Source organism: Arthrobacter sp. 08Y14 (assembly GCF_002929455.1).
GTDB lineage: Bacteria > Actinomycetota > Actinomycetes > Actinomycetales > Micrococcaceae > Arthrobacter_B > Arthrobacter_B sunyaminii.
In genome coordinates this window covers 1-503 of the sequence record NZ_PJIX01000080.1, presented here as the reverse complement: position 1 = coordinate 503, position 503 = coordinate 1, and the positions used below count along the sequence as shown (strand labels likewise).

1 protein-coding gene is annotated in these 503 nt (G+C 58.4%); it reads right to left on the bottom strand.

Annotation, left to right across the window (positions count from 1 at the left end; translation table 11 throughout):
• Nucleotides 1-503: FAD-dependent oxidoreductase (locus CXR03_RS18070; protein ID WP_146070582.1), on the bottom strand; the 503-nt coding region annotated here is incomplete at both ends.

Here is a 503-nt window from a genome sequence, read left to right as displayed (position 1 = left end):
CTCGCCAACCCGTCCAGCGGGAATTTTCCGATCACCGATATGAATGAGCCCGTTCAAGAACGTACCGGTCGTCAAAACAACTGCCGAAGCTCGCATGTGCCGCCCATCATGGAGCACGACACCATTTATTTCGGATGAGTCACGAACGAGGGCCGTCACGCCCCCCTCGAGAACTTCAAGATTATCGGTTTCCTGAATCAAGCGCTGAACCGCAAGTCGGTAGAGCTTACGATCCGCCTGTGTGCGGGGTCCCCCGACGGCCGGGCCCTTTTTCTTGTTCAACATGCGGAACTGAATTCCGCCTTCATCGGCTGCGCGACCCATAAGACCGTCGAGTGCGTCGATCTCGCGAACAAGATGGCCTTTCCCGAGGCCGCCGATTGCAGGATTGCAGGACATCACGCCAATTGTATCGGAGCGGTGAGTAACCAGCGCGGTTTTCGCGCCCATACGAGCACATGCTGCGGCGGCCTCTGTGCCGGCATGGCCTCCACCGACAACGA